Raw genomic sequence first — 26920 nt, forward strand, 5'->3', positions numbered from 1 at the left:
GGGCGGCTGGCCCGCCGGGCGGCGGGCGCGGCCCGGCCGGCGGCGTCGCTCCCCGCTCCCGGCCGGCGCGCCCCGGACCGCCCGTACGGGTCGCCAGAAGACGCCGTATGCCCGGAATCGCGGGATTCGGGGCGTCCTGATAGCCCGTACGTGCCAGTTTGATCACACCGAAGGCCCCGGCGCGAGGGAACCGACAACACGTCGCTACGATGTCCAGGGCCGGTGGACCGTACCCGGCCGGGCCAAGACCGACCTAGGAAGCCGGCAGGCCCCAAATCCTTTCCCCGGAGGGTTCTTCCGTGCCGGCTGGAACGCTGTACCGCGGCCGGGAAGGAATGTGGTCCTGGGTGGCTCATCGAGTCACCGGCGTCCTCATTTTCTTCTTCCTGTTCGTACACGTGCTGGACACCGCTCTCGTCCGCGTCTCTCCCGAGGCGTACGACGAGGTCGTTGCGACCTACAAGACGCCCATCGTCGCCCTGCTGGAGTACGGCCTCGTCGCGGCCGTGCTCTTCCACGCGCTCAACGGCCTGCGGGTGATCGCCGTCGACTTCTGGTCGAAGGGCGCCCGCTACCAGAAGCAGATGCTGTGGTCCGTGGTGGGAGTGTGGCTCGTTCTGATGGTCGGGGCCCTGTACCCCGTCCTCGGCCACGCCGTACGCGAAGTGTTCGGGAGCTGACGCTGATGTCCACTGAGACCAACGCCGCCGTCGGCCCCGTCGAGGGCGCTTCCCTCTACGACGTCGACCACCCCGCGCCGATCATCGAGCCGCCCCGCCAGCGCACCCGCAAGACGCCCAAGTCGACCCGCGGCAACTTCGAACTGGCCGCGTGGCTCTTCATGCGCCTGTCCGGTGTCGTCCTCGTCGTCCTGGTCATCGGCCACCTGCTGATCCAGCTCGTGCTGGACGGCGGCGTCTCCAAGATCGGCTTCGCCTTCGTGGCCGGCCGCTGGGCGTCCCCGTTCTGGCAGGTCTGGGACCTGGCCATGCTCTGGCTGGCGATGCTGCACGGCTCCAACGGCCTGCGCACCGTCATCAACGACTACGCCGAGCGCGCGGGCACCCGACTGTGGCTGAAGGGCCTGCTCTACACGGCCACGGTGTTCACCATTCTGCTGGGCACGCTGGTGATCTTCACCTTCGACCCGAACATCCGCTAGGCACGGGGCTGAGGCAACCGACATGAAGATCCACAAGTACGACACCGTCATCGTCGGCGCCGGCGGCGCCGGCATGCGCGCCGCCATCGAGGCGACGAAGCGCAGCCGCACCGCCGTGCTGACCAAGCTCTACCCGACCCGCTCCCACACCGGCGCGGCCCAGGGCGGCATGGCCGCCGCCCTCGCCAACGTCGAGGACGACAACTGGGAGTGGCACACCTTCGACACGGTCAAGGGCGGTGACTACCTGGTCGACCAGGACGCCGCCGAGATCCTGGCGAAGGAGGCCATCGACGCGGTCCTGGACCTCGAGAAGATGGGCCTGCCGTTCAACCGGACGCCCGAGGGCCGCATCGACCAGCGCCGCTTCGGCGGTCACACCCGCAGCCACGGCGAGGCCCCGGTCCGCCGCGCGTGCTACGCGGCCGACCGCACCGGCCACATGATCCTCCAGACGCTGTACCAGAACTGCGTCAAGGAGGGCGTGGAGTTCTTCAACGAGTTCTACGTCCTGGACCAGCTCATCACCGAGGTCGACGGGGTCAAGAAGTCCGCCGGCGTCGTCGCCTACGAGCTGGCCACCGGCGAGATCCACGTCTTCCAGGCCAAGTCGGTCGTCTACGCCTCCGGCGGCACCGGCAAGTTCTTCAAGGTGACGTCGAACGCGCACACGCTGACCGGCGACGGCCAGGCCGCCTGCTTCCGCCGGGGCCTGCCGCTGGAGGACATGGAGTTCTTCCAGTTCCACCCGACCGGCATCTGGCGCATGGGCATCCTCCTGACCGAGGGCGCCCGCGGTGAGGGCGGCATCCTCCGCAACAAGGACGGCGAGCGCTTCATGGAGAAGTACGCGCCCGTCATGAAGGACCTCGCCTCGCGTGACGTCGTCTCGCGCTCCATCTACACGGAGATCCGCGAGGGCCGTGGCTGCGGCCCCGAGGGCGACCACGTCTTCCTCGACCTCACCCACCTGCCGCCGGAGCAGCTGGACGCGAAGCTCCCGGACATCACCGAGTTCGCGCGCACCTACCTCGGCATCGAGCCCTACACGGACCCGATCCCGATCCAGCCGACCGCGCACTACGCCATGGGCGGCATCCCCACCAACGTCCAGGGTGAGGTCCTCGCGGACAACACCACGGTCGTCCCGGGCCTGTACGCCGCCGGTGAGGTCGCCTGCGTCTCGGTGCACGGCGCCAACCGCCTCGGCACCAACTCGCTGCTCGACATCAACGTCTTCGGGCGTCGCGCGGGCATCGCCGCCGCCGAGTACTCCCACGGCAACGACTACGTGGAGCTGCCGGAGGACCCGGCCGCCCAGGTGATCGAGATGGTGGAGCGGCTGCGGGACTCCAACGGCACGGAGCGCGTCACCGAGCTGCGCACCGAGCTCCAGGAGACGATGGACGCCAACGTCATGGTCTTCCGCACCGAGCAGACCATCAAGACGGCCGTCGACAAGATCGCCGAGCTGCGCGCCCGGTACAAGAACGTCTCCGTCCAGGACAAGGGCCGCCGCTTCAACACGGACCTGCTGGAGGCCATCGAGCTGGGCAACCTGCTCGACCTGGCCGAGGTCATGGCGCAGTCGGCCCTCGCCCGCAAGGAGTCGCGCGGCGGTCACTACCGCGAGGACTTCCCCAACCGCGACGACGTCAACTTCATGCGCCACACCATGGCGTACCGCGAGGTCGGCGACGACGGCCAGGAGTCGATCCGGCTCGACTACAAGCCGGTCGTCCAGACCCGCTACCAGCCGATGGAGCGTAAGTACTGATGGCTACCCCCGTACTCGACAAGCCGGCCCAGGACGCCACCGCGTCCCACCTGATCACGATCACGCTGCGCGTGCGCCGGTTCCTGCCCGAGGTCTCCGACGAGGTCACCTGGGAGGACTTCGTCCTGGAGATCGACCCCAAGGAGCGGGTCCTCGACGCGCTCCACAAGGTCAAGTGGGAGATGGACGGGACCCTGACGTTCCGCCGCTCCTGCGCCCACGGCATCTGCGGCTCCGACGCCATGCGCATCAACGGCCGCAACCGCCTCGCGTGCAAGACGCTGATCAAGGACATCAACCCGGAGAAGCCCATCACGGTCGAGCCCATCAAGGGTCTCGCGGTCCTCAAGGACCTCGTGGTGGACATGGAGCCGTTCTTCCAGGCCTACCGGGACGTCATGCCGTTCCTGGTCACCAAGGGGAACGAGCCGACCCGGGAGCGCCTGCAGTCGGCCGAGGACCGCGAGCGGTTCGACGACACCACCAAGTGCATCCTGTGCGCCGCGTGCACCTCGTCGTGCCCGGTCTTCTGGAACGACGGCCAGTACTTCGGTCCGGCCGCCATCGTCAACGCCCACCGCTTCATCTTCGACTCGCGTGACGAGGCCGGCGAGCAGCGGCTGGAGATCCTCAACGACAAGGACGGCGTGTGGCGCTGCCGCACCACGTTCAACTGCACGGACGCCTGCCCGCGCGGTATCGAGGTCACCAAGGCGATCGCCGAGGTCAAGAAGGCGCTCATCACGCGCCGCTACTGAGTCCCGCTCAGGGCCCGCCCTGACCTGAAGGCCCCGTTCCCGGTACGTCCGGGGGCGGGGCCTTCGGCATGCCCGGACGCGGCGGCGCAGCCCTTCCGGGACTTTCTTGAACATGTTCAAAAAGAGGTCTACTGTCACCCGTGACAGCTTTTTGAACACGTTCAAGAAGGGTGGGGACATGGACCTCACAGTGGTCTCGTACGCCGTCTACCTGGTCGTCAGCATCGCCCTGACGATCTGGGTGGCCCGGACGCTGAGCCGTAACGGCCGCCTCTTCATCGCCGACGTCCTGCACGGCGACGAGCGGCTGGCCGACGCCGTCAACCACCTCCTGGTGGTCGGCTTCTACCTCGTCAACCTCGGCTTCGTCGCCCTCTACCTGCGCGGCGGCGACGAGATTGCCTCCACCGCCGCCCTCTTCGAGGAACTCTCCGCCAAGCTCGGCGTGGTCCTGCTGGTCCTCGGCGTCCTGCACCTGGGCAACGTCTGGGTCCTCTCCAAGATCCGCCGCCGCGGCATCCGCGACCAGGAGACCCACCCGCCGGTCGCCCCCGACGCCCACCTCACCGCCGGCCCGTTCGCGGCCCCGGCCAAGGGCTGACCCGGATGCCCGCCACCCACCGGCCCGTACGGCGACTGACCGTGCTGTACGACGCCGGGTGCCCGCTCTGCACCCAGCTGCGCGGCTGGCTGGAGCGCCGCCGCCAGCTCGTCCCGCTCGACCTGGTCCCGGCCGGGTCCGAGCGGGCCAGGAGGCTGCTGCCGGGCCTGGACCACGCGGCCACCCTGGACGAGATCACCGTGGTGGGCGACGGCGGCCAGGTCTTCCGGGGAACGGCCGCCTGGATCACCGTCCTGTGGGCCCTGGACGGCTACCGCGCCCTCGCCCACCGCCTCGCCACCACCACCTCGGGCGCCCTCCTGGCCCGGGGCGCGGTCCTGGCCGCCTCCCGCCTGCGGGAGACCACCCGACAGTGGGGCGGGACCAGTTACCCGGCCGGGGACGGCTGGCGGTACGACCCCCGTACCGGCTGGGTCTTCGAGCCCCCGGGGTGTGACACGACCTGCCCGGCGGACGGCTAGGCTCGGCCGCGTGGCAGGCAAGAAGACCAGCGAGGAACACGACGGGGCGAGCGCGCGGGGGGCGGCCGCCCCGTCGGCACCGGCATCAGCACCGGCACCTGCGGCCCCGGCCAAGGAGCCGGACGGCCGGACCGCCAAGAGCGAGCAGACCCGCACCCTGATCCTGGAGACGGCCCTGCGCCTCTTCCAGGAGCGCGGCTTCGACAAGACCACGATGCGCGCCATCGCCCGCGAGGCCGGCGTCTCCACCGGCAACACGTACTACTACTTCGCCTCCAAGGAACACCTGGTCCAAGGCTTCTACGACCGCATCGCCGAGGAACACCGCGCGGCCGTGGCCCCCGTCCTCGCGCGCGAGACGGGCCTGGAGGAGCGCTTCGCCGGGGTCCTCACGGCCTGGCTCGACATCGCGGCCCCGTACCACGAGTTCGCCGCCCAGTTCTTCAAGAACGCCGCCGACCCCGCCAGCCCGCTGAGCCCCTTCTCCACCGACTCCTCCCCCGCCCGCGACGCCGCCATCGCCATCCAGCGCGAGGTCCTCACCGGCTCCCGCGCCAAACCCCCCGCCGAACTGGCCACCCTGCTCCCCGAACTGATGTGGCTGGCCCAGATGGGCCTCGTCCTCTACTGGGTCTTCGACTCCTCCCCGGAGACGGAGCGCACCCGCAGGCTGGCCGTGCGGGGGGCGCGGCTGACGGCCCGGGGGGTGAGCCTGTCGCGGTTCCGGGTACTGCGGCCGCTGGTGCGGGAGGTCCACGAACTGCTGATGGACTTTCTGCCGGGGGCGAGCGAGACGATCAGCGCCAAGGGGAGGGGCAAGGGGGGCGGGGAGCCCACTCGGTAGGACGGACAGGCGGCCGGACGCTCCGCCCACCCTCCGGTCACCCTCGTGACGATCGCCGTGACCACCGTGAGGGCAACCAGCGGGAGGGCGGTTCTGGCTGTTTCACGCCGAATTCGTGCCGCTTCCCCGACGCTGACGCCACTTACCGCGGACGGTACGGAGGGATCTTTCGATGCCACTGTCCCCGGCTTCGATGCCGTCCACGCCAACGCCAGTAGTTGGAAAGGCCCATCCCCACCCCCATGAGCAGGGCAGAGAAGGCGATAACGGGAACCCAGTACTGAGTGATCGCGAAAAGCATAAGACAGTAACCACCTGGACTCATCCACCTGAACCAGGGCTCCCCAGGAACTCGAACGGCATCCCACAACAGGAACGCCAGAACCCCCAGGGCGATAACTGCCCCAACCACTGGAATCCCCATGGGCGTGACATTCAATGCATGCACCACCAACCCGCTACACCCCTTGACGTGGAATTTCTACAACCGGCGAGTGCCTCAGGCTACCAACCCTTCAATCCCCACGTAAGCGCCCCCATCTGCTGATACAGTCGCCCTCTTCCAGTGGACGTATGCATCGCGTTGAGGAAATTGGTGTGCCCACTGCCGAACATGTGCAGATTCTTGACCACCTGGAGCCGCCAAGCCACCGTGTCGAGTACGACACCGCTCCCGAAAGACGTCCACCCGGAGGCAGTACGCCAGTTGTTGTCCTGCGCCAAGGTGACTGCCCTATTGCCCACCGAGAGCAGAAAAGCAGCTCCGCCCACAACCCCACAGGCTCCGGCTGTGGCAAATGTGCAGGCAACAAAGCCAGCGATAGCCGCGCCCTTGACTATGTCACCTCTGTGGTCCCAGGCAAATTCTGCGGCGTCGGCTGCGGCAGACACCACCTTCCCCCCGGTATTGTCCCAGAGCTTCGAGAGACCAGCTTTGAATCCACTCTCCCTCTCGTTCTGCTTTTTCTTCTCCTCGGTCTTCTTCCGCTCAGCTTCCGCAGCCTTGCGTGCATCCGCCGCCCGCTTGGCAGCCAGGTTTCTCTGGGCGATGTCGAGTTGCGCGGCGGTCGGCCTGGTGACGCCCCGGCCCTTGGTGTAGACGTGCCGGTAGCTGCTGTTCTGTTGCGTGATGTAGTTCGGGCTGACCGTGCCCCCCTGTGCCTTGGTCACCTTCTTGTAGTTCTTGCCGAAGGTCATCTTCTTGATGTCGCCCGTGCTCTTCCCCATCGAGCAGTTGTACTGCCCGCTGGCGCACTCCGGATATGCCTCACCCGTCGGGTCCGCGTACGTCACCGGGTTGTTGTTGGCGTACGTGTACGGGTTGTGCTGGGTGGGGTCGTCGGTGAGGAGGAGGGGGTCGACCGAGAGGAAGCGGCCCAGGGCGGGGTCGTATTCGCGGGCGCCGAGGTGGGTGTAGCCGGTGGGGTCGGTGGTGCCGCCGACGAAGCCGCGGTCGCCGGGCCAGTCGGTGCCGGTGGTGGCGCGGGGGGCGCCGAAGGGGAGTTGCTTGCGGCGGGTGATGAGCTGGCCGGCGCCCCAGGAGACGGCGAGCATGGCCGTGCCCTGGTGGTCGGGGAAGAGGTAGGTGAAGCCCTTGCCGTCGCGGGTGGCGATGGTCTCGCCGTTGTGGGTGTAGTAGCGCTGGGCGGTGGCGGTGCCGGAGGCGGAGACCTTCAGCTCGTTGCCGCCGGGCAGGTAGGCCGTGGCGGAGCCGTCGGCGTCGGCGGCGAGGACGCGCTGGCCGGCGGAGTCGTAGGCGTACTCGGTCTTCTTGCCGTTCTCGGTGACGGTGGCCAGGTGGCCTTCGGCGTCCCAGGTGTACTCCTGGGGGCGGGGGCCGCCGGTGCGGGAGGTGGTGTTGCCGGCCTTGTCGTAGCTGAACGACTCGGTGCCCGCGGCCGTCCCGCCCGTGGTGGTCACCGAGCGGATCGCGTGCGGCTGCTCGGCCGCGTCGGCGTCGGCGGCGAAGGCGCGGGTGACCTGGCCGGAGGCGCCGCCGGTGGGGTGCTGGACCTCCTGGGTGCGGTTGCCGGTGGCGTCGTAGCCGTAGGAGTGCCAGTACGAGTCGGGTCCGCCCACGGTGGCCGCGGTCGGAGCCTTGGCGCAGGTGTCGTCGGCGTTCTTGGCGGTGTAGGCGTCGGTCAGCCGGCCCAGGGCGTCGATGGCGAAGCACTGGGTGTCGGTGACGGCGGCGGCGTCCTGGCCCTCGGTGGAGGAGACGCGCTGGGTGTTGCCGGCGTCGTCGTAGCCGTAGCGGGTGTCCTGGATGCGCAGGGCGATGTCGCCGTCGACGGTGCGGCGGGTGAGTTCGCCGGTGTGCTCGTCGTAGGCGCGGGTGTCGTAGACGCGCTGGCCGAGGTTGCCCAGCTCGACGCGGACGGGGCGGGCGAAGAAGTCGTACGAGGTCTTGTTGACGAGGGTCACCGAGCCGGCGGTGAGGACGTTGGGGAGGTTGCCGGCGGTGTAGACGGTGGTGACGCGTTCTCGGGGGACGTTGCCGATCGCGGGGTTGAGGGTCCACTCCGGGAGGCCGATGTACTGGTTGTAGCCGTGGGTCCAGGAGTAGGTGCCCGCGACGTTCTTGGCGGTGGAGGGGATGACAGTCTTGGTGGCGGTGGGCTGGTAGCGGTCGTTGTAGGCGGTGACCGAGTTGGTCCAGGGCTCGCCGTCGAGGTAGCGGGTGTCGCTGGCCGGCTGGCCCTTGGCGACGGTGTCGTACGTCCAGGCGGCGCGGGTGGTGGAGCCCTGCTTCAGCGCGGTCGGGCGCCCGAGGGCGTCGTAGCTGGTGGTCAGGGTGGTGCCGCGGGCGTCGGTGGTAATGACGGGGCGGTCGGCGTCGTCGTAGGTGGTCCTGCTGGTGCCCTTGTCGGGGTCGTCCGCGGTGGTCTCGCGGCCCCGGGCGTCGTACTCCCAGCCCCACTCGGTGCCGTCGGGGCCGGTCATGGCCGCGAGGTTGCCCCGGTGGTCGTAGGTGTAGGTGGTGGACTGGTGGGCGGTGCGGGCCTCGTTGGTGTAGGCGCGCTTCTCCACGACGCGGCCGAGTGCGTCGACCAGGGTGGTGGTGGCGGTGCCGCCCTTCGGCGGGATGACGGTGGTCGCGTCACCGTCGTGGACGGTGGTGGTGCGGCGGGTCTCGTCGCCGAACTTGACCGAGAGGGCGGCGACCTGGCGGTCGGCGCCGTCGAAGCGGAGCTCGGTGGCGGCGGGAACCTTGGTGTCGTCGCCGGTGATCAGCGTCGTCGACGGTGAACCGGCCACGTAGTACGGGTCGTAGGAGCGCCAGGCCCGGCCCTTGGTGTCGTACAGGGTCTCGGAGACGATCACGCCGGTGCTGGTGCCGACCGGCTTCTGCTGGGTCTCGCGGGGGCGCAGCATGCCGTCGTAGAAGGTGTGCGAGGTGTCGTATCCCGCCTGGTAGTTGAGCGACTTGGCGGTGATGACGGTGGGCTTGGTCCTGGAGACGGCGTAGGTGTACTCCGCGAGGGGCGCGTTGGCGTGGGCGGCCTTGGTCCAGCCGGAGTCCCAGACCTTGGTCACGCGGCCGAGGGCGTCGTGCTCGGCGTCGGAGCGCTTGCCGTTGGCGTCGACCACGGCGGTGGCCAGGCCGCGCAGGACGTCGGTGTGGGTGGTGGTGGCGTGCCCGAGGGCGTTGGTGCTGGTGGTGGAGGTCGGGGCCTGGCCGGTGGCAGGGGTGTAGGCGACGGTGGTGGTGGCGCCGGAGGCGTCGGTGGCCTTGGTCTGGCGGCCGTACTGGTCGTACTCGGCGGTGTTGGTGGTGACGAAGCCGGTGCCCGCGCCGTTCTGCTCCTCGCGCCGGGTCTCGTCGCCCTTGGTCGCCTCGGTGGTGAGGGAGGTGGCGCCGTCCTAGTAGTAGCGGTCCTGGGAGATGAGGTCGGCGGGGAGCTTGGGCGTGGTGCCGCAGGGCTTGGCGACGACGGTGGACTCGGCGACCAGGCCGAGCAGGTTCTTCTCCTCGGACGGTGTGTAGCGGGTGGTGGTGCAGCTCTCGTCACCGGTCACCGCCGTGTCCCCGGTCTCGGAGGCGGTGACGACCCGGCCCAGCGAGTCGAAGGTCAGCGCGGTCTCGGTGCGGCGCAGCTTCCCGCCGGTGGTCGCACCACGGTTCTGCTCGGCCGAGGTCCCGGTGTGGAAGGCCTGGACGTCGGGCAGGCCGTCGGCCTTGCGGCTGTGGGTCGCGGTCGCTGCGGAGCGCCACGGGGTGGAGGAGGTGGCCGTCAGCAGGCTGCCGCCGTCACCGTCGTACGTGGCGAACTCGCGTGTCATCCCCGCGAACGCCTCGTGGTCGGCGATCTCCTTGCCTTCGCCGTCGGCCACCTTGGCGCCGGCGATGCCGCGGAAGTACCGGGTCTCGGTGAGGGACTGCTCGGTCTGGGCGGGGTCGCCGCCGCGGACCTGGACGCGCTCGTAGCCGCGGCGGTCGCCGTAGGTGCGGTGCCTGGCCTTGGTGAACTCGTCGTCGCCCTTGGCCCAGGCCAGTCCGCCGAGGTAGCGGTAGTCGGTGCGCTTGACGGGCGCGCCACCGGTGTTGTCCGACTCCAGCATCTGGGTCACGACGTAGGAGTGGAACCAGTCCTGGTACGGCTCGTAGTCGACGCCCGGGGACTCGGGCGGGGACCAGATGACCGGGTAGCAGCGCTTGGTGTTGGTGGACGGCGTGGGCAGGCTGCCGGGCTTGCAGTCGGCCTCGGAGTAGGTCACGCCGATGGTCGAACCGGACTCGGTGTCGATGGCCTGGACGCGGTACCGGTTGTAGGGCGGCACCTCGTCGACGGCGCCCTCGACCCGGTTGGGCAGCTGCTTCGCGCGGAAGGTGACGGCCGGCAGGCTGATGTCCTTGCCGCCCGCGTGGCCCGTGCGGGTCAGCGAGGCGAGCCACAGCGCGGGGTCGGTCCCGTCACCGGTGGCGGGGAAGGAGTGGGCGAGCTTCCAGGTGTCGACCGGCTGGTAGGTCCCCTCGGACAGGGCGGAGGTGGTGACCTGGGTGAGCCGCTTGCGGGTGAAGAAGCTGGGCGAGGAGTTGCCTTCGCAGGTGGCCGAGGCGGTGCAGAACTGGTCGAAGGGCGTGTCCGGCCACTTCTTGGCGTTGGCGGCGGTGAACTTGGCCGCGGCGCAGTCGAAGTCGTCGGTGGGCAGGCAGCGTTCGGCGACGGTGAAGTCGACCTTGGCGGCGGCCTTCCGGCCGTACATGGTGTTGGAACGCAGGCCGTACTCGACGCGGTCCAGGTGTCCCCCCCGGGTGTACGGGGTCATGGTGCCCTTGTACGTGGCCGGATCGATGTTGCGCTGGTAGTGGTTGGTCTCCTTGGTCCAGTAGTAGGCCATGGCGTTGGCGTGCGGGTCGACCACGTAGTCGAGGTTCCACCGCCAGGCCTGCTGGCACCAGGAGTCCTTGAAGGCGGTGGCGTGGCAGGGCTCGCCGTCGTGGTTGCCGTAGACCGGGACGGTCCAGGTGGAGTTGGTCTCGGGCTTGCCCTCGGTCCAGCCGGGGAGGCGGTGGTAGCCGAAGTAGTAGCGGGTGCCGTCGGGGGCGGTTACGCGCCAGTACTCCCCGTTGTTGTCACCGTTGCCGCGGTTGCTGCTGGTCAGCAGGGCGATGCGGGTTCCGTCGTCGTTCTTCTTCCGCCACTCGCCGGAGGCGTCGTCCTTCACCAGCGGGGTGGAGGAGCCGCCGAGGGAGAGCGAGGCGTTCTCCTTCTTCCAGCACTGGTCGCCGACCCTGCCGGACGGGTTGTTGCCGTCCTTCTTGTCTTCCTCGCAGGAGGTGTAGCGGCGCTCGATGTAGCCCGGCTCCATCGTCCAGCCGTCACCGATCCAGTTGGCCTGGTTGTTGGTGGCGGCGGTACGTCCGTCGACGGACTGCGAGGAGTACGACAGTCCCAGGTCGGGGCCGAACTCTCCCGGCACCGGAGGCGTCGCCAGTTCGTACGACCAGGAGAAGCCGCCGGAGGAGCCGCCCGCCTCCCATGAGCCGGAGGGGGCCAGGGAGGTCTGGGTGAAGTCGCCGGTGGCGCCGGACGCGGCGGCGGTGACCGCGAGGAGCCGGGCCTCGGGGGCGACGACGGGGGTGGCCCGCGCGGTGGCGAAGAGGGAGGGGGAGGTGACCGGGTCGGTGGTGGGGGTGGGGGTGGCGGCGACCGGAGCGGCGAGCGTGGCCGTCAGCTTCCCGGCCTCGGAGTCGTTGACGCTGTCCACGGCCGCGGACGGGGCGCAGCCCTTACGGCCCGATGAGGTGAGGGCGCAGGCGGGCACCTCGCGCACCGTCAGGCGGGAGGCCCAGTCACCGCCGTACATGCCGGCGAAGCCCGCGTAGTCGAGCTCGATGTCCAGCGGTGCCGTGTCGGGTCCCGAGGCGGAGCCGAGGGCCCGGACGGCCAGCAACACTCCGTCGACTCCTGCGGTACGGGCGGCCTCCTGGCCCAGCACCTGCACCTGCACCTGGTCGGCCGCGGCCTTCCCCTTGGCGGCGGAGGCCCGGAAGGGCAGCGAACCCGCCCTCTTGCCGGACGCCTTGCTCTGCGTGTCGGCGACCGTGGCGATCGTGCTGCCGGGGGTCGGCCAGGCCGCGTCGGCATCCGGCTTCCACGGGTTCTTCGCCGCCTCGTCGGCCGCCGCGAACCGCTGCGGCTCGACCGGCGAGACCGGCACCGGCTTGGGCTTGTCCAGTTCCCTGAGGGCGAGTTCGGCGGCGGCCGCGAGGGGGGCACCGAGCAGGCCGGCGATGAGGTAGCCGATCAGGGACAGGGCTATGACGCGTATCCCGCGGAGGGTCCGGCCGACGGGTCGACGGCGCGCGAAGGCACCTCTGGTTCTGCCGCCGGAGCCGGCCATGAGTCCCCCCACAGGATCTTCATAAGAGTAAAGGCGACCCAAAGCTAGCTCACCCGATGGCACATGCAACCTTGCGAATGAATCAGTTATCCGCCCGTGATCTACGGAAGCGTAGAAGCTGCCGCACAGGCCCTCAAACCACCATCATGCATCTGATTGAGCATCGAAAGGGAAATGCCTTGACGTGCAGTGATGCCGTTCGGTAAGGAGACAACTCCGTTAAGCGTCCACGCGGCCCCACATTCAGGGCGGGCCATAAGGTGGCGCGCACATACGGAACACGTTCCGTCTTATGCAATGAATGAGAAAAGGAAACGAATTTCCATGTGGAGATACCGTCAAAGACGCAGGAGGCGCGCCGGTGCCGGCGCCGTCCTGTCGACCGCCCTCGCGGTCGCCCTTCTGGCCCAGCTCACCGGAGAGGAGACGGCCTTCGCCGACGACGGGGGCAACGCTCCGGCCGCGGCGGAGGGAGCACCCGCCGACCCGACGGACCAGGCCCTGGAGCAGGCCCAGGAGAGCGGCGAACCGGTCGAGGTACTGGCCGAACGCACCGAGACCACCCAGGTGTTCGCCAATCCGTCCGGCACGCTCACTCAGGACACCTACGCGCTCCCCCAGTGGGTGCGGCAGGACGGAACACTCCGCGAGATCGACACCGCCCTCGCGGAGAACGCGGACGGCACCCTCTCCCCGAAGGCGACCGAGGTGGAGGTCCGCTTCTCCGGTGGAGGCGACGGCCCCCTCGTCTCGGTACGCAGGGACGGCCGCGGCCTGAACTGGACCTGGCCCGGCGAACTGCCCACGCCCCGGGTCGAGGACGACGCCGTGACCTACCCCGACGTGCTGCCGGACGTGGACCTGCGCCTGCGCGCCGGATCGGCCGGCTTCGGCCAGATCCTGGTGGTGAAGAGCGCCGACGCAGCCGCCAACCCCGCCCTCCAAGCGGTCAGGTTCGGCCTGGAGAGCGAGGGACTGGATGTCGAGGCCGACGAACACGGCAACCTCACCGCCGTGAATCCTGCCGGGCAGGAGATCTTCACCGCTCCCACGCCGCTGATGTGGGACAGCAGTTCCTCCGCCGGCGGGGCCACGGCGCGCGGCGCGCAAGCTGCCCTGCCGCCGCCCGTGGACGAGTTCACTCCTCCCCACGGCGCCCGCGAAGCCACCATGGGCGTCGCGCTGGAGGGGCGGAACCTGTCCCTGATCCCCGACCGCGAGATCCTGCTCGGCGAGGACACCCAGTACCCGGTGTACCTGGACCCCTCGGTCTCCGGCTCCCGCTACGCCTGGGCCATCGCCTACAAGAAGACGCCGGACAGCTCCTACTACAACGGCAACGGCTGGCGTAACAGCGACGGTTCGGTGGCACCAAGGACGCCCGGGTCGGCTACGAGGACGTCACCAACGGCCTGGCCCGGTCGTACTTCCGGATGAACACCAAGAACCTGTGGAGCACGGACAAGGTCGTCAGCAAGTCGACCTTCCGGATCAAGAACACGTGGTCCTACTCGTGCACCGCGAAGCCCGTACAGCTCTGGCGTACGACGACCATCGGCTCGTCGACGAGCTGGAACAACCGCCCCACCCGCCGCGAGATGCTGGACTCCGTCACCGCCGCCAAGGGCTGGGGCGGCAGCTGCCCGGCCGGCAACCTCGCCTTCGACGTCACCAAGGGGGCGAAGGACGCGGCCTCGTCCCGGTGGAACACCATCATCTTCGAGCTGGCGGCGGGCAACGAGTCGGACGTCCTGGGCTGGAAGCGGTTCGAGGCCAAGAGCGCCGTCCTCTCCACCGAGTACAACACCCGCCCCGGGGTGCCGACCGGGCTGGACACCAGCCCCTCCACGGCGGGCGACGGCCAGATCTGCCGTACCACCGCGCCCTTCGGCCTCATCGGCAACACGCCGATCTCCCTGCGCGCGAAGGCGACCGACAAGGACGCCGACACCGTCCGGATCACGTTCCACCTCTGGGCCACCGGCCACCATCCCAACGACGACCCGAACGGCACACTGATCGTCGACAAGACGATCTCCGCTCCGTCGGGCCAGTACGCCCGCTACACCCTGCCCACCGGCCTCCTCAAGGACCACGTCAAGACCGCAGGCGGCAACTTCTCCTGGAAGGCACAGGCCGGGGACGGCAAACTGACCTCGGACTGGAACCCGACCAAGGGCGCCCCCGGCTGCCGCTTCCTCCACGATCCCGACCGGCCGGACGCCAGGCCCGGCATCTCCTCCACCAGGTTCCCGGACGGCGCGAACGGCTGGCCCACCGGAACCGGCTCGGTCCGGGAGGAAGGTGTCTTCCAGCTGACCAACGGCGGGGTGTCCGACGTGGTTTCCTACGAGTACTGGACGGACAGCGACAAGACCGTCCGAACGGTCAAGGCAGGCACGGACGGCAAGGCAGGCGTCCGGGTCACCCCGACGGCCGCCGGCGCGAACTACTTCTACGCCCGCAGTCTCGACAAGGCAGGAAACCGCTCCGACCTTGCCGACTACCTCTTCTATGCCTTCGGGCTCGCCAGACCGGATCAACCGGGGGACATCGACGGCGACGGCAACCCCGACCTCTGGTCGATCGACAAGGACGGCGTGCTCCAGCGCCACCACGGCGGCGGCGACGGCACCCTGGCCACCAACGCCAAGACGGCTTCCGACTTCACCTGGAACAACACGCTCATCACCCATCGCGGCGACTGGACGGACGACGGCTACGAGGATCTGCTCGCCCTGCGCACGGACGCGACCCTCGGGAAGAAGCGGCTCTGGGCATACCCGAACAACGGCCACGGCTTCGCCTGCACGAAATGCGCCGACGGATCGGCCCGCGAGGAACTGACCGTGTACGCGTCCGAGAACGACCACTGGCAGGAAGCCGACCAGATCCTCGCCATCGGCGATGTCGACGGCCCGCTGGACGTGGACGGCGACGGCACCCCTGACGTTCCCGGCCACCCCGACCTCCTCGTCAAGGAGGGCGACCGGCTCTGGCTGTACTTCGGCCACGCCGACCGCCGGCTCGACAGCGATCTGGAACCCGTCCTGCTCGCCTCCGAGGGCTGGGCCGAGACGGACCTGATCGCGCCCGGCGACACCGACGGCGACGGCCGCCCGGACCTGGCCGCCCGTGACCGCACCAACGGCGACCTCTGGGTCTACCGGGGCACCGACGAACCCGGCGACTGGCTCACCGACGCGGCCAACCGGGTCCGGGCGGGAAGCAGCTTCACCGTCGCGGCCAACCCGCTCCTCACCTCACCCGGCGACGCGGACCACAGCGGCCGCTTCGACCTCTGGTACACCCGCAGCAGCACCAACACCCTCCACGCCTACCTCGACGTGGGGACCGACGCCAAGCGGAAGCTCGAACTGCCAGGCGACTGGACCGGGCACAAGGCCATCAGCTGACCTGGTCCCCACGACCAAGCGGCCCGCTCTGCCGGCAGACGGCGGGCGGGCCGCCTGTCTCCCACCGCCACCGCGCCACCGCGCAACCGCGCGGAGAATGCTCCTCTGCCACATGACGCGGCGTCAGGGGAGAAAGCGTCACTCATGGCGGCAAGGTCGGCGTGGGCCTGTTCGACGGCTTCGGGGTACGCCTCGCGCTTGGCGTGCTCGGCGAGTGCGCGGTAGCTGCTCGCGACGGACGGGTTCTGGCCCCCGGTCATCACCGACGACATGCTCCACACCGCGCTCCGGCGCCGCGCGGGCGGCGAGTCCGTCGAGCAGATCCAACCCGACCTGATTCGCGTTCTGCGCGGCGAGGGCGAAGACCGAGCGGGAGAACATCCGCGAGTCCACGCCGGGAGGGCTCGACACCGCGGCCCGAAGGGCAAGCACAGCGGCCGGCCGCTGTGCGGGCAGGCGTTCGTCTGGTCGGCGGTGGGGGCGGTTGTGGGTGCCCCGGGGACTTTTTGTTGCTCGGTTGGTGTTACCCCTTCGATAGGATACCCGTGGGGGTATCGTGAAGGAGTGTGGGCTGTGGAACTGGCGATGGCGGCTGAGGAACTGAAGACAGTGGTCGACCGGCTGCGCCGGGCGCAGGGCCAGATAGCCGGTGTGATCAAGATGATCGAGGAGGGGCGGGACTGCGAGGAGGTGGTCACGCAGCTCGCGGCGGCGTCCCGGGCTCTGGACAAGGCGGGTTTTGCGATCATCGCCACGGGACTGCAGCACTGCCTGACCGATGCCGACATGACTGCCTCCGGTGACCGGGAGCAGATGCGGGCCCGGCTGGAGAAGCTGTTCCTTTCTCTGGCCTGACCCGTGGTATGCGCCACCCCATCGCTGGCCCGGCTTGTCGGGTGGGGGCGACGATCAGTATGAGGCGGGTACGGCCAGCAGCACGATAGCGGGGAGTCCGCCGGGCTGACCGGCGGGCTGGTGGCGACGGCGGCCTGCATCTCAGGCGTCGGCACGGCGCCCAGGGGGATGACGGGGAAGTCCCTGCTTGCCAGGGCAAGGGATATGGACCCGAGCGGGTGTCCTATGGTGGCCGTGTCTCCCAGCGGACGCAGGAGTGACGATGAAGCGAGCAGCAGCGCGCAGGCCGGCACATGCCGGTTTTCGTGGTGTGCTGGCTCTGCTTGTGGCCGTGGTGGCGCTGCTGTGTGTCTTCGGGCACGCAGAGCGTGGCGGGCCGGGCACGCATCCGTCCGCCGTGCAGCAGGTGCATGCACCTGCCCTCTCTGAGGGGCCCGGCGGGACGGCGGCGCCGTGCGGCAAGAAGGTGATCGCCGATCACAGCGCGCAGCGGGCAGAGAATGTGTCGCCGATGGCTTCGTGCCCCGGTCCAGCAGTTCCTCACTCCGTCCCCGCGCTGTTCCTGTCACAGCACTCCGGGATGCTGTCGGGCGGCCCGGCTCCGCCGCCGCCGACACTTCACTCCGTTCTGCGGATTTAGACCGGCCTGTTGGTCGCGTCCCTGAATCCTTGGAAACGGAGCTTCTCAGCATGTCTTCCTCCCCGCGCTCATGGCGTCGGGCGGGTGCGGCACTGCGCGCTTGGCGGACCCGGCAGTGGACTGTGGCGGGCGTCGGTGCCCTGGCCACGGCGATCCTGGTCGGCGCACCCACCGACGTGGTGCCCAATCCGCTGTTCGGCCGGTCGGTCCCCGTGGAGTGGTGGAACTACCCGGCCCTCGTCGTCACGGCCGTACTGGCCGGCATCGTCCTGAGCACCTATGTGCGCCGGCCCTCTGTCCCTTCGGGGCCCAAGACCCGCGACGGCGGCCGTCTGGGAGCGACTGGTGGCGTGCTGTCCTTCTTCGCCGTCGGCTGCCCGGTCTGCAACAAGCTCGTTCTTGTGCTTCTTGGAGCTTCCGGAGCCCTGAGTTACTGGGCTCCCCTGCAGCCGCTGCTGGCCCTCGTGTCGGCGGGGCTGCTGACGGAAGCCGCACTGCGCCGCCTGTCCTTGCAGACCGCGTGCCCGGTCACGGCGTCTGCCTGATCTGCGGCCCGGTTCTGCCCCCTCTCCCTCATGTCTGAGGTGTTCCATGACTGCATCCACCCCGTCTTCGTCCCGCCGCACCCGCAGGCGCACCATCGCGGCCGCGGCGGTTCTCGCCGCCGCCGCGGTGACCGGCGCTTTCGCCCTCATGCTCGACGGTTCCGGGAACCGCGACGAGGCCGCGGGCCAATCCCCGGTTGTCGCCGAGTCCGCCGCCCCGGCGCCCGTCGACGAAAGCCTGCTCGCCCTTGCCCGCCGCGATCCCTCCGACGCCCTGGCCGTCGGCCGGCCAGACGCTCCGGTGGTGATGATCGAGTACTCCGACTTCCAGTGCCCGTTCTGTGGCCAGTTCGCCCGCAAGACCGAGCCCGAGCTGCTGCGCTCGTACGTGGACAAGGGCGTTCTGCGTATCGAGTGGCGCAACTTCCCCGTCTTCGGCGAGGAGTCCGAGCAGGCCGCGCTGGCCGGCTGGGCAGCCGGGCAGCAGAAGAAGTTCTGGGAGTTCCACCACGTTGCCTTCAGCAAGCCGCGTGAACGCAACGCCGGTGCGTTCAGCGCCGAGAGGCTCGTCGCCATGGCCCGTGAGGCCAAAATCACCGATATCGAGCGGTTCCAGGCGGACATGGCATCCGACAAGGCCCGAAGCGCCGTGCGGAGGGACCAGGAGGAGGGCTACAACCTCGGTGTGACCAGCACTCCGGCGTTCTTGATCAACGGCCGGCCGATCCTGGGGGCTCAGCCCACGGCCGCCTTCAAGGAAGCCGTCGAGGCCGCGGCGAAGGCGGCCGGGCGATGAGCGAGGCCGGACTGGCAGTTGCCTTCCTCGGCGGTCTGCTGGCCCTGCTCAGTCCGTGCAGCGCACTGCTGCTGCCGGCCTTCTTCGCCTACTCCTTCACCAGCCGCACCCGGCTGATGGCGCGCACCGGCCTGTTCTACATCGGCCTGTGCACGACACTCGTGCCGCTCGGCGTGGCCGGCTCGTTCGCCAGCCGCCTCTTCTACGGCCATCGGGAAGCCCTGGTGACAGCGGGCGGATGGACGGTCATCGCGCTGGGCGTGGCCCAGATCGCCGGACTGGGCTTCGGTTCGCGGCGGATGGCGCAGGCCGCGGGCGGACGCCGTTCGGGCTCGGCACTGTCGGTGTTCGCGCTGGGCGCGGTGTACGGGCTGGCGGGTTTTTGTGCGGGGCCGGTCCTCGGTTCCATCCTGACCGTGGCGGCCCTGGACGGTGACCCCCTGCACGGCGGGGTGCTCCTGGCCGTCTACGCCCTGGGGATGGCGGTGCCGATGTTCGTGCTGGCGTTGTGGTGGGACCGGTTCGGTCTGGGCCGCAAGCGCTGGCTGCGGGGCCGGGTCTTCCGGGTGGGGCCGGTGGCCCTGCACAGCACCTCGCTGGTCGGCGGCGTGCTGTTCATCGCGCTCGGCGTGGCCTTCCTGGCCTTCGACGGCACGTCCGCGCTGCCGTCGGTGTTGAGCACCGATGCCGAGTTCGCCCTGGAAGAGCGGTTGTCCGACCTCGGCGCAGTGGTGTCCGACCGGCTGGTGCTGTTGGTCCTGGCCGCGGTGGCGGCGCTGGCCGCACTGCTGGTGCTGCTCCGGCCGGTGAGAAGTCGGGATCCGAAGTCGTCGCCGGACAGGGAACCGTCTGCGCACGGGTAGCGCGCATCGGGCCGCATGCCTGGCGTCCAAAAGCGCGGGGAGGGACCCGGAGACGGGTCCCTCCCCTTCTTCGCCGTGTGGTTCAGCGGTTGCGCAGTGTGGCCAGCGTGTTGTCGAGGTCGGCGGCGCGGGGACGGTTGTGGGGGAGCTTGGCGAGCATGGCGGCCATGCCGCAGGTGTTGGTGAGGGCGGAGAAGACCAGACCGCCCGCGATGCCGGCGGACAGGAGCTGGAAGGCGGGGTGGACGACGAGCCCGAGGAGCAGACCGAGCAGCACGATCGCTCCTGCGGTGAGCCTCACCTGCCGCTCCATGCCCCAGGTGGCACGGGAGGCGCCCTGGGGGCGGTGGAGTTCGTGGCCGTCGGCCGCCCAGGCGCCGGTGCCTCCCGACAGGGTGGCGGCGGTGATGCCTGCCTCCGTGAGAATCTTGCGGGCGTTCTCGGAGCGGGCGCCCGAGGCACAGACGACCAGGACGTCGCCGCGGTCGGTGGCGTGACGGATGTAGGGCAGCGCGCGCTGGATCTGGTCGAGGGGGACGTTGAGCGCGCCGGGGAGGTGACCGCCGGCGTATTCGCCCGGGGTACGCACATCGATGACGGTCAGTTCCTGCAGGCGGGCGCGCGCCTCGTCGGTGGCGAGGGCCGTGGGGGTGGTCATGGCAATGTCCTTACGGTTCGGAAGTCGTGGTGGAGCTTGATCTGACGAAAGCGGGCTGGAGGCGGTCCTGAGCGGGATGCGCGGCCGGCCGGAGAAGCCCTCCCGGGCCCTGGCTGAGCCGTTGGCGGCCCTCGTGTTCAGGCGATCACGTCAACGAGCATGAAGGCCGCCACTGCCAGCAGGACACCGGCGAAGACCTTCTGAAGGGCGGTGCCGGGGATCTTCGTCGCGAGGCGTTTGCCGTCCCAGGCGCCGAGGATCGCGGCTCCGGTGAAGGGGCCGATGATCTCCCAGTGGAGCCCGCCGGTGGTGCCGGTGCGAGCGGCGAGCGCGGCGAGCGAGTTCACCGTGATGACGAGCAGGCTGGTGCCCACCGCCCGCCGCATGGCCAGTCCCAGGACGCTCACCAGGGCGGGCACGGCGAGGAATCCCCCGCCGACCCCCAGAAAGCCCGTCACGGCGCCGAGTCCGGCACCGGCACCGGCCGCCTTGCCGGGACGGACCCGGTCCGGCGGCTCTGACGCGGACGGGCGCAGCATCCGCAGAGCCGCCAGCGCGGCGATGACCGCGAAGGCCGCCGTCAGCACCGCTTCGGGCAGGCGCCCGGCGACAGCGCCGGCGAGGAAGGCGGGGACGATGCCCGCCGCGGCGAACAGCGCCCCTGTCTTCCACGCCACGTTCCCGTCGCGGGTGTGGGCGTACAGGGCGGTGGCGGAGGTGGCGGTGACGATGATCAGGCTGGCGGTGGTGGCGGCGGCCGGGGTGAAGCCGAGCAGGTAGATCAGGGCCGGCACGGCAAGGACGCTGCCACCGCCACCGAGGGCTCCGAGCGCGAGACCGATGACGGCCCCGGCGACGAGGGCGAGAACGAGTACGGTCACGTGATCCGGCCGCTGTTCCCGCGTTCGCCGACGACCGGGTGCCCGGCGGCGGCCCACGCGTTCATGCCGCCCTCGACGTCCACCGCCTGCGCTCCGCGCTCGGTGAGGAGCTTCGCGGCCTGCTGGGAGCGGTGACCGCTGCGGCAGATCACCACCAGCGGACGGCCCAGCGTCTCGGCGGGCAGGGTGGCGCCGGCGACCAGTTTCGTCAGCGGTACGTGGACGGCGCCCGGCGCGTGGCCCGAGTTCCATTCGGGCTTCTCACGGACGTCCAGCAGAACCGCCTCGGGCCGGTCGCCGCTGGTGCGGCCGCGTGCCTCGTCGACCGTGACACGGGGCCCGTTTCGGCGGAAGAGGAACATCACACGCTTCCTTCCTTGCTAGGGGGAACGGCCGGAACTCAGCCGGAGGTCAGGGACAGCCCGGCATCCGGCGCAGCGTCGAAGCCGTCGTCGACGGCCACCACATCGCGGCCCGCGGCATCGAGCAGGGAAGCGGCGATCGCCGCGCGCATCCCACCCGCGCAGTGCACCCACACCGTGCCGTCCGGCACCTCACCGAGGCGGCCGTGCAGCTCGTGGATCGGGATGTGGACCGAGCCGTCGATGTGGCCGCCTACGCGCTCGGAGTCGCGGCGCACGTCCAGGACCACCACCTCGTCGCCGCGCTCGCGCACCTGGGCGAGGTCGGCGAAGCGGGCCCGCGGGAAGGAGGCGAGCTGCTCGCCCTCACCGACCCAGCCGGACGGGTCGCCGGTGGCGGCGGCGGCCGGGCGGTCGATACCCACCCGCGCCAGCTCCCGCTGCGCGTCGGCGATCTGCGCGGGGGTGTCGGCCAGCAGGGTGACGGGCTTGCCCCACGGGATCAGCCAGGCCAGGTAGGTGGCGAGCTTGCCCTCGCCCTCGAAGTTGAACGACCCGGCCACATGTCCCTCGGCGAAGGCCATGCGGCTGCGCAGGTCCACCACCCACTCGCCCGCGGCCAGCCGGGAGGCGATCTCGCCTGCGTCCGCACGCGCGGGCGGAGTCAGGTCGACGGGGGCGGGGCCGGCGGCGTTGGCCGGGCCCATGTGCGCGTAGTAAGCGGGCACGTCCTCCAGCCCGGCGAGCATCCGCTGAACGAAGGTGTCCACGTCCAGGGACAGCGCGTCGTTGCTGGTGCGCTCCTTGCCGATCGTGGTCGCGTCCCCCTCGGCCTGGGATGAGGAGCAGAAACTGCCGAACCCGTGGGTGGGCAGCACCTGCACCTCGTCGGCCAGCTCGGCGGCCAGGCGGTGGGCGGAGGCATGCTGGGCCCGGGCCAGCTGCTCGGTCAACCTTGGTTCGACCAGGTCGGGGCGGCCCACCGTGCCGATCAGCAGCGAGCCGCCGGTGAACGCCGCCACGCCACGCCCGTCCTCTTCCAGGACGTAGGAGGTGTGGTGCGGGGTGTGCCCGGGGGTCGCGATCGCCCGCAGCACCAGATTCTCGTCCACGTCCACGGTGTCGCCGTCGGCGACCGGGGTGCGGGCGAAGGACACGTGCGCCGCCGCGGGCACCAGGTACTGGGCGCCGGTGACGCGGGCCAGCTCCAGGCCGCCGGTGACGTAGTCGTTGTGCACGTGGGTCTCCGCCACGTACGCGATCCGCACCCCGCGCTTCGCCGCGGCGGTGATCACCTGGTCGATGTCGCGCGGCGGATCGACGACCACCGCGGCCGCGGCCCCGCCGGCCAGGTAGCTGCGGTTGCCAAGCCCCTCGAACTCCAGGGTGTCAACGAAGAACACGACTACGACTCCTCTCGAACGATGTACCCCGGGGGGTATCAGGTACTCACTCTAACAGGAGTACCCCCGGGGGTATTCCTGTGGTTCTGGATGCCTGAATGAACCACGGGTGCGGCATTGCTCCACCCTGGCGGGTACCCGGCGGGGTATCAAGGAACCGGCTTTCCGCCTCACCGAAGGAGCAGCGCACCGTGTCCTACGACCGCACCGTCCGCCTGGCCGGCACCGACTTCGACGCCGCCACCACCGCAGTCCGCCAGGCCCTGGCCGATCAGGGGTTCGGCATCCTCACCGAGATCGACGTCAAGGCCACGCTGAAGGCCAAGCTCGGCCACGACATGGAGAACTACCTGATCCTGGGCGCCTGCAACCCGCCGCTCGCCCACCGGGCGCTGGAGGCCGACCGCTCCATCGGCCTGCTGCTTCCCTGCAACGTCGTCGTCCGCCGCGACGGCGACCACACGCTCGTCCAGGCCCTCGACCCGGGCACCATGGTCAGCCTCACCGGCCTGGACTCCCTCAAGCCCGTCGCCGACGAAGCCACCGCCCGGCTCGACGCCGCGCTGACCGCCCTGGCCGCCACCTGACCTTCCCTGGTCCGGCGTGCGCCGGCCGTTGCACGCGGTGCCGCGTCAACCGGCCGACCGTGACCCGTGCGGCGCCCACCACACCAGGAGCCGACCGGGGAACGTCAGCGCCCGGCCGGCGCCCCGGACAACGCCACGCCGCCATCGGCCCCCTGCCCCGCAAGGACGCCTACGGCAGGGGAGCCGGCTGAGCACGATGAGGTCCTGGAGGCTTCATCCGCTCCAGGTTCGCCGGGTACTCCTTCGATGCCCGGGCCCGCCAAGCGTCGACCAGCTTCTCCGGAGGGTCCGCGAACAGGTCCGCGGGAAGCTCCAGGCGCCGCACCCGCTTCATGTCGTCCTCCAGCAGCGTCCAGACCTCGGTCAGGTCCTCCGGCTCCCAGTCCTGCCGCACCCCGCCCCTCCGCCCCGCCCGAGGTCACTCGTTCAGCTCAACGAGGCGCCCAGCCAGGAGAAACGAGGACCAGGGCAATCACACCGCGCTGCACGTCCGTTCGGCGTAGCTGTACGAGAACAGGGCCTGCTCGGCGGGCGGCGGGCGGAAAGGCGCCCAGGGCCGGCCGAGGGGGTCGGACGGTTCAGCTCCGCTTGGCGGCGAGCTGGACGATCGTGATGTCGGAGGGGGCGCCGACCCGTACCGGCGGGCCCCAGGCGCCCGCGCCCCGGGAGACGTAGAGCTGGGTGTCGCCGTAGCGCTCCAGGCCCTCGACGGTCGGGTTGGCGAGGCCGGCGATGAGGTTGCCGGGCCAGAGCTGGCCGCCGTGGGTGTGGCCGGAGAGCTGGAGGTCGACGCCGTGCTCGACCGCCTCGTCGATGACGATCGGCTGGTGGGCGAGGAGGACGCTGGCCCGGGAGCGGTCCCGGTCGCCGAGGGCGCGGACGAAGTCGGGGCCCTGGCCGTAGCTCTCGCCCGCCACGTCGTTGACCCCGGCGAGGTCGAAGCCGGCCTTCTCCACCCGGGCGTTCTCCAGCGGGCGCAGCCCCAGCTCGCGGACGTGGTCGACCCACTCGGCGGCGCCGGAGAAGTACTCGTGGTTGCCGGTGACGAAATAGCTGCCGTCACGGGCCCGCAGCTGGGCGAGGGGTTCGGCGGCGTGGCCCAGCTCCGCCACGCTGCCGTCGACCAGGTCGCCGACGACGGCGATGAGGTCGGGCTGGGCGGAGTTGACCGTGTCGACGATGCGCTGGGTGTGCCCCCGGCCGAGTATCGGCCCGAGGTGGACGTCGCTGACGACGGCGATGCGGTAGCCGTGGGCGGCGCGCGGCAGCTTGGCCAGCGGCACCGTCACGTGCTTGAGCCTGGGCCCGCGCAGCACGCCGTACGTTCCGGCGCCGACCGTGCCGAGGGCCACGGCGGCGGCCGTCCCGCCGACGATCCGGGAGACGAAGAGGCGGCGGGAGGGGGTGGGGCGGGGCTTCGGGTCCGGGTCGCCGGGCGGCAGGGTGCCGGCGGGCGGGGCCGGGGGCGCCGGGGCGGCCGGAGCGGTCGCGGTGGCCGGCTCGGCGACGGCGCAGCCGCCGGTGGCGGTGCCGGTAGCGGTGCCGGCGCCCGTACCCGTATCAGTGGAGTCCACCGGAGCCGAGGGCTCGGCTGAGTCCGCGGGCTCGGCCGGGGTCGCCGGGCCGGCCTCGCGCCCCCGCTCCCCCGGTGCCCGCATGCGCAGCAGCAGCGGGCGGACCAGCTCGCCGGCGAGGAGGGCCAGGAGGAGGTAGAGGAAGACGGCGGCCCAGAGGTAGCCGGGCCAGGCCACGATCTGCTTGACCAGGAACGGCAGGCCCATGCGGCCGGTGGCGAAGGCTCCGACGAAGAGCACGGGGCCGAGGACGAAGAGCGCCGTGGCGACGCGGCGCACGGGGGAGCCGGGCCGGGTGGTGTCCCGGACCACGCGGCGCCAGACGTACCAGTGCAGGGCCACCAGCGAGGCCAGGACGGCGCAGGCGACGACGACGAAGAGGGGGTTCATGGCGCTCGTTCGGTCCTCGGGTCAGGGGGTGGGGCCGGGCGGGGCGGGGCTGGTGGCGGGGGCGGGGTTCTTCTCACGGCGCAGGGCGCGCAGACCGCGCAACCCGACGACCCCCACGGCCGTCCCCAGAAGGAAGGACGTCACGGCGAGCAGCAGGTGGACCCAGAAGTAGGCGGTGGGGTCCCCGGCGGCGTCGAAGGCGAGCCCGCTCGCGTCGTTCCAGAGATTCTTGACGAAGGTGACCCAGATGAACCAGCTCCACACCCCGAAGGCGAGCAGGAACCAGGAGACCGGGCGGCTGAGCTTCATACGCCCAGTATCGCGGCCCGGCTCCGTCTCCCCGCGCCGGGGTCGGGAGCCGGTGGCAGACGTTCCGCTCGGTGTGGCGGGCACCTGGCCGACCGGGGCGCAGACAGCATTCGCCCGTACCTGTACGTTCTCGATCGTGCCTGCCTTGCGAAAGACCACCGTGCTGGTCGCCTCCACCGCCTTGTTGACTCTTTCCGCCGCGTTCCCGGCAGTTGCCGCCGAGAAGCCGGACGACGACAAGGCGAAGCCGCCGGGAAAGATGTCGGAGATCGGCGGCGCGCGGCTGGGGCAGGCGGGTACGCAGGTGAACGCCGGGCCGGGGGTGCCGAAGCTCCCGAAGAAGCTCACCGGGCGGTCCTGGATCGTCGCGGACGCGGAGAGCGGGGACGTCCTCGCCGCGCACAACGCGCACTGGAGGCTTCCCCCGGCCTCCACGATGAAGATGCTCTTCGCCGACACCGTGCTGCCCAGACTCCCCAAGGACGAGGAGCACCTGGTCACCGACGAGGAGCTGGCCGGTGTGGGCGCGGGCTCCAGCCTCGTCGGGGTCAAGGAGGACCAGACGTACACCGTCCACGACCTGTGGCTCGGCGTCTTCCTCTCCTCGGGCAACGACGCCGTGCACGTGCTGTCCGCGATGAACGACGGCATCGACAAGACGGTCGCCGACATGAACGCGCACGCCGAGGAGCTCCAGGCGCTCGACACCCATGTGGTCAGCCCGGACGGCTACGACGCCAAGGGCCAGCTCTCCAGCGCGTACGACCTGACGCTGATCGCCCGGTCGGGGATGCAGAAGAAGGACTTCCGGGAGTACTGCGCGACGGTGAGCGCGGAGTTCCCGGGCGAGAAGAAGAAGGGCAAGAAGCGCGAGCACTTCGGCATCCAGAACACCAACCGCCTGCTCACCGGGGCGGACGGCATGGAGCGGTACGAGGGAATCGCGGGGGTGAAGAACGGCAACACCACCAACGCCGGGGCCACCTTCACCGGGGTCGCCGAGCGGGACGGCCGGGTGCTGCTGGTCACCGTGATGAACCCGGACGGCAAGGAGAGCAACGCCGTCTACCAGGAGACGGCCCGCCTCTTCGACTGGGGCTTCGAGGCGGCGGAGAAGGCCGAGCCGGTCGGCACCCTGGTCCCGCCGGCCAGCGCCGTACCGGCCACC

At 70.4% G+C, this 26920-nt stretch carries 25 protein-coding genes; 16 read left to right on the forward strand and 9 right to left on the reverse strand.

The features are described from left to right. Positions 1 to 299: 299 nt before the first annotated feature. From sdhC to ABZ863_RS32755, 7 genes are all read left to right on the forward strand, one after another. Positions 300 to 680 (forward strand): succinate dehydrogenase, cytochrome b556 subunit, encoded by a 381-nt coding sequence (gene sdhC, locus ABZ863_RS32725; RefSeq protein WP_003948436.1) that lies wholly within the window; start codon positions 300 to 302, stop codon positions 678 to 680. A gap of 5 nt (positions 681 to 685) precedes the next feature. After that, positions 686 to 1162 carry a succinate dehydrogenase hydrophobic membrane anchor subunit gene (locus tag ABZ863_RS32730; protein ID WP_003948437.1) on the forward strand — a complete coding sequence of 159 codons (477 nt, stop codon included), beginning with the start codon at positions 686 to 688 and terminating at the stop codon, positions 1160 to 1162. Positions 1163 to 1184: 22 nt separating this feature from the next. Beyond that, entirely contained in the window at positions 1185 to 2939 is a 1755-nt protein-coding gene (gene sdhA / locus ABZ863_RS32735; protein WP_003948438.1) for a succinate dehydrogenase flavoprotein subunit, read from the forward strand. After that, positions 2939 to 3697, forward strand: coding sequence for a succinate dehydrogenase iron-sulfur subunit (locus tag ABZ863_RS32740; RefSeq protein ID WP_023422658.1), 759 nt, complete (start codon positions 2939 to 2941; stop codon positions 3695 to 3697). Before sdhA ends, ABZ863_RS32740 begins: the two co-directional genes overlap by 1 nt. Positions 3698 to 3875: 178 nt before the next feature. Then, positions 3876 to 4298 (forward strand): hypothetical protein, encoded by a 423-nt coding sequence (locus ABZ863_RS32745; protein ID WP_008405247.1) that lies wholly within the window; start codon positions 3876 to 3878, stop codon positions 4296 to 4298. 5 nt (positions 4299 to 4303) lie between these two features. Further along, complete coding sequence (locus tag ABZ863_RS32750; RefSeq protein WP_358196480.1) at positions 4304 to 4780, forward strand: DCC1-like thiol-disulfide oxidoreductase family protein; 477 nt, start codon at positions 4304 to 4306, stop codon at positions 4778 to 4780. A gap of 10 nt (positions 4781 to 4790) precedes the next feature. After that, entirely contained in the window at positions 4791 to 5624 is an 834-nt protein-coding gene (locus ABZ863_RS32755; RefSeq protein ID WP_215220545.1) for a TetR family transcriptional regulator, read from the forward strand. 504 nt (positions 5625 to 6128) lie between these two features. Here the strand turns inward: ABZ863_RS32755 and ABZ863_RS32760 are convergent. Both ABZ863_RS32760 and ABZ863_RS32765 read right to left on the reverse strand, forming a co-directional pair. Then, positions 6129 to 9215, reverse strand: a complete 3087-nt coding sequence (locus ABZ863_RS32760) for an RHS repeat-associated core domain-containing protein (protein ID WP_358543418.1) — start codon at positions 9213 to 9215, stop codon at positions 6129 to 6131. Between the two features lie 273 nt (positions 9216 to 9488). Further along, complete coding sequence (locus ABZ863_RS32765; protein WP_358280624.1) at positions 9489 to 12485, reverse strand: hypothetical protein; 2997 nt, start codon at positions 12483 to 12485, stop codon at positions 9489 to 9491. Positions 12486 to 12797: 312 nt separating this feature from the next. Here ABZ863_RS32765 and ABZ863_RS32770 point away from each other — a divergent pair, with 312 nt between their 5' ends. From ABZ863_RS32770 to ABZ863_RS32800, 7 genes are all read left to right on the forward strand, one after another. Then, positions 12798 to 13910, forward strand: a complete 1113-nt coding sequence (locus ABZ863_RS32770; RefSeq protein ID WP_358543420.1) for a hypothetical protein — start codon at positions 12798 to 12800, stop codon at positions 13908 to 13910. Beyond that, positions 13907 to 15889, forward strand: a complete 1983-nt coding sequence (locus tag ABZ863_RS32775) for a hypothetical protein (protein WP_358295187.1) — start codon at positions 13907 to 13909, stop codon at positions 15887 to 15889. The genes ABZ863_RS32770 and ABZ863_RS32775 overlap by 4 nt, the downstream gene beginning before the upstream one ends. Positions 15890 to 16474: 585 nt before the next feature. Then, entirely contained in the window at positions 16475 to 16744 is a 270-nt protein-coding gene (locus ABZ863_RS32780) for a metal-sensitive transcriptional regulator (protein ID WP_358543431.1), read from the forward strand. A 262-nt stretch (positions 16745 to 17006) separates the two neighbouring features. Beyond that, on the forward strand, positions 17007 to 17384 hold the full coding sequence (locus ABZ863_RS32785; protein WP_358543422.1) for a hypothetical protein: 378 nt from the start codon (positions 17007 to 17009) through the stop codon (positions 17382 to 17384). 50 nt (positions 17385 to 17434) lie between these two features. Then, a complete protein-coding gene (locus ABZ863_RS32790; protein ID WP_358543424.1) occupies positions 17435 to 17929 on the forward strand; it encodes a hypothetical protein in 495 nt (164 codons plus the stop codon). Between the two features lie 46 nt (positions 17930 to 17975). Beyond that, positions 17976 to 18725, forward strand: a complete 750-nt coding sequence (locus ABZ863_RS32795) for a thioredoxin domain-containing protein (RefSeq protein WP_358196490.1) — start codon at positions 17976 to 17978, stop codon at positions 18723 to 18725. After that, the gene (locus ABZ863_RS32800) at positions 18722 to 19588 is read left to right on the forward strand and encodes a cytochrome c biogenesis CcdA family protein (RefSeq protein ID WP_128463094.1); all 867 of its coding nucleotides are present in this window, start codon (positions 18722 to 18724) and stop codon (positions 19586 to 19588) included. The genes ABZ863_RS32795 and ABZ863_RS32800 overlap by 4 nt, the downstream gene beginning before the upstream one ends. Before the next feature lie 82 nt (positions 19589 to 19670). On the opposite strand, the gene ABZ863_RS32805 is transcribed toward ABZ863_RS32800, so the two are convergent. From ABZ863_RS32805 to ABZ863_RS32820, 4 genes are all read right to left on the reverse strand, one after another. After that, a complete protein-coding gene (locus tag ABZ863_RS32805) occupies positions 19671 to 20246 on the reverse strand; it encodes a rhodanese-like domain-containing protein (RefSeq protein WP_358543426.1) in 576 nt (191 codons plus the stop codon). Positions 20247 to 20383: 137 nt separating this feature from the next. Next, entirely contained in the window at positions 20384 to 21127 is a 744-nt protein-coding gene (locus ABZ863_RS32810) for a sulfite exporter TauE/SafE family protein (RefSeq protein ID WP_128463093.1), read from the reverse strand. Further along, positions 21124 to 21489, reverse strand: a complete 366-nt coding sequence (locus ABZ863_RS32815) for a rhodanese-like domain-containing protein (RefSeq protein ID WP_023419096.1) — start codon at positions 21487 to 21489, stop codon at positions 21124 to 21126. Before ABZ863_RS32815 ends, ABZ863_RS32810 begins: the two co-directional genes overlap by 4 nt. 38 nt (positions 21490 to 21527) lie before the next feature. Next, positions 21528 to 22892 carry an MBL fold metallo-hydrolase gene (locus ABZ863_RS32820; RefSeq protein ID WP_358288273.1) on the reverse strand — a complete coding sequence of 455 codons (1365 nt, stop codon included), beginning with the start codon at positions 22890 to 22892 and terminating at the stop codon, positions 21528 to 21530. A 191-nt stretch (positions 22893 to 23083) separates the two neighbouring features. Between ABZ863_RS32820 and ABZ863_RS32825 the strand changes: the two genes are divergently transcribed. Then, a complete protein-coding gene (locus ABZ863_RS32825) occupies positions 23084 to 23479 on the forward strand; it encodes a DUF302 domain-containing protein (protein ID WP_128463091.1) in 396 nt (131 codons plus the stop codon). Positions 23480 to 23648: 169 nt separating this feature from the next. On the opposite strand, the gene ABZ863_RS32830 is transcribed toward ABZ863_RS32825, so the two are convergent. The 3 genes from ABZ863_RS32830 to ABZ863_RS32840 all read right to left on the reverse strand — a co-directional run bounded on the left by ABZ863_RS32830 (position 23649) and on the right by ABZ863_RS32840 (position 25752). After that, positions 23649 to 23873 (reverse strand): hypothetical protein, encoded by a 225-nt coding sequence (locus ABZ863_RS32830; protein ID WP_033947077.1) that lies wholly within the window; start codon positions 23871 to 23873, stop codon positions 23649 to 23651. 184 nt (positions 23874 to 24057) lie between these two features. Beyond that, entirely contained in the window at positions 24058 to 25443 is a 1386-nt protein-coding gene (locus tag ABZ863_RS32835) for a metallophosphoesterase (RefSeq protein ID WP_358295183.1), read from the reverse strand. Positions 25444 to 25464: 21 nt separating this feature from the next. After that, positions 25465 to 25752 carry a hypothetical protein gene (locus tag ABZ863_RS32840; protein ID WP_358341194.1) on the reverse strand — a complete coding sequence of 96 codons (288 nt, stop codon included), beginning with the start codon at positions 25750 to 25752 and terminating at the stop codon, positions 25465 to 25467. Between the two features lie 52 nt (positions 25753 to 25804). Here ABZ863_RS32840 and ABZ863_RS32845 point away from each other — a divergent pair. Continuing rightward, the coding region (locus ABZ863_RS32845) for a hypothetical protein (protein ID WP_358543429.1) at positions 25805 to 26920 on the forward strand (1116 nt) is incomplete at its 3' end.

Origin of the sequence: Saccharomonospora sp. NPDC046836, from assembly GCF_040645195.1 — a bacterium.
Lineage (GTDB): Bacteria > Actinomycetota > Actinomycetes > Mycobacteriales > Pseudonocardiaceae > Prauserella_A.

Coding starts and splice junctions, on each gene's coding strand:
- ABZ863_RS32835 (WP_358295183.1), bottom strand. CDS start 25,443: ATGAACCCCCTCTTCGTCGTCGTCGCCTGCGCCGTCCTGGCCTCGCTG.
- ABZ863_RS32790 (WP_358543424.1), top strand. CDS start 17,435: ATGTCTTCCTCCCCGCGCTCATGGCGTCGGGCGGGTGCGGCACTGCGC.
- ABZ863_RS32800 (WP_128463094.1), top strand. CDS start 18,722: ATGAGCGAGGCCGGACTGGCAGTTGCCTTCCTCGGCGGTCTGCTGGCC.
- sdhA (WP_003948438.1), top strand. CDS start 1,185: ATGAAGATCCACAAGTACGACACCGTCATCGTCGGCGCCGGCGGCGCC.
- ABZ863_RS32795 (WP_358196490.1), top strand. CDS start 17,976: ATGACTGCATCCACCCCGTCTTCGTCCCGCCGCACCCGCAGGCGCACC.
- ABZ863_RS32775 (WP_358295187.1), top strand. CDS start 13,907: ATGAACACCAAGAACCTGTGGAGCACGGACAAGGTCGTCAGCAAGTCG.
- ABZ863_RS32840 (WP_358341194.1), bottom strand. CDS start 25,752: ATGAAGCTCAGCCGCCCGGTCTCCTGGTTCCTGCTCGCCTTCGGGGTG.
- ABZ863_RS32770 (WP_358543420.1), top strand. CDS start 12,798: ATGTGGAGATACCGTCAAAGACGCAGGAGGCGCGCCGGTGCCGGCGCC.
- ABZ863_RS32815 (WP_023419096.1), bottom strand. CDS start 21,489: ATGTTCCTCTTCCGCCGAAACGGGCCCCGTGTCACGGTCGACGAGGCA.
- ABZ863_RS32805 (WP_358543426.1), bottom strand. CDS start 20,246: ATGACCACCCCCACGGCCCTCGCCACCGACGAGGCGCGCGCCCGCCTG.
- ABZ863_RS32750 (WP_358196480.1), top strand. CDS start 4,304: ATGCCCGCCACCCACCGGCCCGTACGGCGACTGACCGTGCTGTACGAC.
- ABZ863_RS32745 (WP_008405247.1), top strand. CDS start 3,876: ATGGACCTCACAGTGGTCTCGTACGCCGTCTACCTGGTCGTCAGCATC.
- ABZ863_RS32740 (WP_023422658.1), top strand. CDS start 2,939: ATGGCTACCCCCGTACTCGACAAGCCGGCCCAGGACGCCACCGCGTCC.
- ABZ863_RS32730 (WP_003948437.1), top strand. CDS start 686: ATGTCCACTGAGACCAACGCCGCCGTCGGCCCCGTCGAGGGCGCTTCC.
- ABZ863_RS32785 (WP_358543422.1), top strand. CDS start 17,007: ATGAAGCGAGCAGCAGCGCGCAGGCCGGCACATGCCGGTTTTCGTGGT.
- ABZ863_RS32780 (WP_358543431.1), top strand. CDS start 16,475: ATGGCGGCTGAGGAACTGAAGACAGTGGTCGACCGGCTGCGCCGGGCG.